This window comes from Kaistella sp. (genome assembly GCF_041824135.1).
Classification (GTDB): domain Bacteria; phylum Bacteroidota; class Bacteroidia; order Flavobacteriales; family Weeksellaceae; genus Kaistella.
Genome location: NZ_JBGZYM010000092.1, coordinates 1 through 4,080 on the forward strand (window position 1 = coordinate 1; position 4,080 = coordinate 4,080).

4 protein-coding genes are annotated in these 4,080 nt (G+C 35.3%); all 4 read left to right on the top strand.

Translation table 11 applies throughout. The features are described 5' to 3' along the window. Window positions 1-31 precede the first annotated feature (31 nt). The 4 genes from ACEYOS_RS11670 (at window position 32) to ACEYOS_RS11685 (ending at window position 3,685) form a co-directional block, all read left to right on the top strand. The gene (locus ACEYOS_RS11670) at window positions 32-928 is read left to right on the top strand and encodes a GYDIA family GHMP kinase (RefSeq protein ID WP_373707372.1); all 897 of its coding nucleotides are present in this window, start codon (window positions 32-34) and stop codon (window positions 926-928) included. Between the two features lie 129 nt (window positions 929-1,057). After that, window positions 1,058-2,662, top strand: a complete 1,605-nt coding sequence (gene pckA, locus ACEYOS_RS11675) for a phosphoenolpyruvate carboxykinase (ATP) (RefSeq protein WP_373707373.1) — start codon at window positions 1,058-1,060, stop codon at window positions 2,660-2,662. A gap of 148 nt (window positions 2,663-2,810) precedes the next feature. Further along, a complete protein-coding gene (locus ACEYOS_RS11680; protein ID WP_373707374.1) occupies window positions 2,811-3,200 on the top strand; it encodes a 2-dehydro-3-deoxyphosphooctonate aldolase in 390 nt (129 codons plus the stop codon). Window positions 3,201-3,208: 8 nt separating this feature from the next. Next, entirely contained in the window at window positions 3,209-3,685 is a 477-nt protein-coding gene (locus ACEYOS_RS11685; protein ID WP_373707375.1) for a tol-pal system YbgF family protein, read from the top strand. The last annotated feature ends 395 nt before the right edge of the window (window positions 3,686-4,080 follow it).

A 4,080-nucleotide genomic window follows, 5' to 3' on the forward strand; every position in this document is an offset into this window, starting at 1 on the left:
AGTTTCTTCTGCAATATAAAAATACAAGAGTATGATTTTTTCCCATGGAAAATTATTGCTCACGTCTGAATATGTCGTCCTCGATGGCGCCTTGGCTCTTGCTCTACCAACAAAATGGGGGCAAGAGTTTTTTGTTTCAGAGCAATTCGATGGACAGTCTCTAATCAATTGGACGGCGCTTCATCAAGGTAAATCCTGGTTAAATGCAACCATCGATTATCAAAATGGAACAGTGGTTTCGACCAATATTCACGACTCGGCTGCATTTATTCTGAAGGTTTTAATGAAAGTGAAAGAGCTTTCTTCTAACGTATTAAAAGAAGATTCATCTTACTCAATTACTACTAATTTACAGTTTCCGGCTAATTTCGGTTTGGGAAGTAGTTCTACTTTAATGAATAATTTGGCGCAGTGGGCAGACATTGATGCGTTCGAACTGAATGAAGCCTGTTTGGGTGGAAGTGGCTACGATATTGCCGTCGCTCAGGAACAATCTGCGATTTTCTATCAAAATCAGCCTGAAAGAAATGTTAAGAAAATCGATTTTGATCCTTCCTTTAAAAATGATTTAATTTTTATTCATCTCAATCAAAAACAGAACAGTCGGGAAGGAATCGATCTTTATCGATCGAAAGAAAAATCGTCGCATTTAATAGAAGATTTTTCTACAATCACTAAACAGGTTTTAGAAGTTCAAACTTTAGAAGAATTTTCCGACTTAATGATTCTTCACGAAAAGAAATTAAGTGAGTTCCTTGGAATCGAAACCACGAAAGAAAAATATTTCGAAACCAGTCCTTCTTTTGTCAAAAGCTTAGGTGCTTGGGGCGGAGATTTTGTGATGAGTTCTAAATTTTCAGGCTACCAGGATTATTTTTTGGGAAAAGGTTTTTCCAGTGTTTTTAGCTATGATGATTTAATTTATTGATAGTCAGTAAATTATAGATTTCGTGGTTTCTTGCAGATTCTGATGAATATCATTATTTTTAAAACCTCGTTAATGACTATTAATCATTAAATTTGTTTTTTAATAAAAAATCAGAAATATAAAGACGTTATGAAGAACATTAAAATTATCCAACAACTCCATGATCTCGGAATTACAGGTTATGAAGAAGTATCTTATAATCCTAGCTATGAAGAATTATTCGTTGCGGAAATGTCAAGTAAAAATGCAGGTTTTGAAAAAGGTGCGGTAACCGATTCTGGTGCGGTAGCTGTAAAAACGGGTATTTTCACCGGTCGTTCCCCAAAGGATCGTTTTATTGTAAAAGATGAGGTAAGTAAAGATACAATTCATTGGGACGGTAAAGTGAACTTGCCAACTACGGCTGACGTTTTCGAAAGTTGTAAGAAATTAGTTTTAAAACAACTGTCTTCATCAAAAAAAATATATGTGGTTGATGCTTTCTGCGGAACCAATCCTGATACAAGATTAAAAGTTCGTTTTATTATGGAAGTTGCGTGGCAAGCGCATTTCGTAACCAATATGTTCATTCGTCCGTCTAACTTTGAGTTGGAAACATTTGGTGAGCCAGATTTCATCGTAATGAATGGTTCTAAAACAACCAATCCGAACTGGAAAGAGCAAGGCTTAAATTCTGAGAACTTTGTAATGTTCAATCTTACAGAGAAAATGCAGATCATTGGCGGTACTTGGTACGGTGGTGAAATGAAAAAAGGAATGTTCGCAATGATGAACTATTACCTTCCATTAAAAGGGATGGCTTCTATGCACTGTTCTGCAAACGTTGGAGAAGAAGGAGATGTAGCTTTGTTCTTCGGTCTTTCTGGAACTGGTAAAACGACTCTTTCTGCAGATCCAAAAAGATACCTGATCGGTGACGATGAGCACGGTTGGGACGACAATGGCGTCTTCAATTTTGAAGGTGGATGTTATGCAAAAGTAATTGACCTTTCTGAAGATAAAGAACCGGATATTTTCAACGCGATCAGAAGAGATTCTTTATTAGAAAACGTAGTAGTTAACGAATATGGTGAAGCGGATTATACAGATAATTCAATTACAGAAAACACCAGAGTTTCTTATCCAATATATCATATCAGCAAAATTGTATTGCCTTCAAAAGCAGGACACGCGAGCAAAATCGTTTATTTATCAGCAGATGCATTTGGAGTATTGCCTCCCGTTTCTGTGTTGAACGAAGATCAGGCACAATATCATTTCCTTTGTGGTTATACCTCAAAATTAGCTGGAACTGAAAGAGGAATTACAGAACCTCAACCATCATTCTCTCCAGCATTTGGTGAGGCGTTCTTAACTTTACATCCAACCATGTATTCTAAAACATTGATCGGTAAAATGAAAGAGCACGGAGCAAAAGCTTATTTGGTGAACACCGGTTGGAACGGTACAGGAAAAAGAATTTCTCTGAAAGATACGCGTGCCATCATCGATGCGATTATCGATGGTTCTATCGACAAAGCAGAGAAAATTACAATTCCAGTAATGAATTTGGAAATCCCTAAATCTTTACCGAAGGTTTCTGAAGGAATTTTGGATCCAAGAAATACGTATGCAAGTGCATCTGAATGGGAAGTTAAAGCAAAAGATTTAGCCGCACGTTACATCAAAAACTTCGAACAGTATTGCGATAATGACGAAGCGAAAAGATTAGTAGCAGCAGGACCGCAGTTGTAAAAAATTGTAGTTTTTAGATATAGATTCCCTCAGTTTTTGCTGAGGGAATTTTTTTGTTTTTTTTGAAGAGAAGAAGTGGAGCGAAGTAAGTTAATGTCAGGTGTTTTTTTTATCTTTAATATTCTATTAGAAATTTAAATTATTGAATATGAAAAAAATAATACTTTCTGTGCTGGTTTTCGGATTAATGAGTTCTTGCAGCTCTTCAACCAACCTTACCGACTCCTCATCAAATCAATCTACAGATTCAACCTACGGCTTGACTGAAAAGAATCCCATAAAAGTTGGCGGTGGTGAAGGCGGACCAGTCAGTGAACGAAAATATTTGAATTCACTCAGTGGCCCAAATGGTGAAGCGGTAACGTACGACAGAATTGGCAGCTGTTGTTTCTTTAAATCGAAAAGCAGTCCCATGGGTGGTGGCTTACTGGACAAATATTCGGTAACGTATAAAGGAAAAAAAGATACCGTCGTTCTATATTTAAATATGTACGAGAAGGGTAAGCTTGTCGCGCCGATTGGATTTATAATGAAGTAATCTTTTTGATGAGCCAAAAAATAATTCCAACAGATCGATCAATTGCATGGATTTCCTTAATTCCTCAACTTATATTGATGGGAATTATTTTTGGTATTTTTTATATGTTGAAAGTGAAAGAACCTTTCATTTTTGTAGGTTTTACCTATTTACTCTTATCTTTTGGTCTCAAGAAAGTTTTTTTGAAAAATCATACCAGAGGAATTACACTAACAAAAGAAGGAAAGAATGTAGAAGCAATCGCCTCATTTGAACAAAGTGCCAAGTTCTTTGGCGATCATATTTGGGTGGATAATTATCGTTTCATTACCTTACTGTCTGCGTCGAAACATCTTTATAGAGAAATGGCTTTGGTCAACATTTCTTACTGCTATATGGCTCTCAATAATAAAGAAAAAGCGAAAGATTATTACATGAAAACTTTACAGGAATATCCAGATAATGAAATGGCAAAATTGGGATTAAGCATTTTAAACTCAAAATAAAATATTAGTTATGATTTTTTGTAGTCGTCTTTCCAATCTTGAACTAATTTCACCTCATCAGCAACTGATAGACTCACTTTTTTGAACGGCAAATAATTGCCAAGCAGTATTATAATTAACAGCTTCATATCTGCTTTCTAAACATGATCCATTAAAATCAAATTTAATCACAAGGTTTTTACTTCTTTTTAGAACGACTTAATTCAAGCACGTTCAATTCCAGATTTTATTATTCTTTGGAGTTTTTTTTGTGGAAAAATATCAATCTAAAAAAAATTCTTACTATCTTGCACCCCAATGAAATTTTTCACTCTAATTTTTAGCTTTTATCTCTTGGCGCTTTCAATAGTGCCTTGCAGTGATGCTTTTAATTCTGGAGAGATCAATAAAGAAAC

Bases quoted from the DNA above. Each gene is read 5' to 3' on its own strand.
- ACEYOS_RS11680 (WP_373707374.1), top strand. From the start codon at position 2,811: ATGAAAAAAATAATACTTTCTGTGCTGGTTTTCGGATTAATGAGTTCT.
- pckA (WP_373707373.1), top strand. From the start codon at position 1,058: ATGAAGAACATTAAAATTATCCAACAACTCCATGATCTCGGAATTACA.
- ACEYOS_RS11685 (WP_373707375.1), top strand. From the start codon at position 3,209: ATGAGCCAAAAAATAATTCCAACAGATCGATCAATTGCATGGATTTCC.
- ACEYOS_RS11670 (WP_373707372.1), top strand. From the start codon at position 32: ATGATTTTTTCCCATGGAAAATTATTGCTCACGTCTGAATATGTCGTC.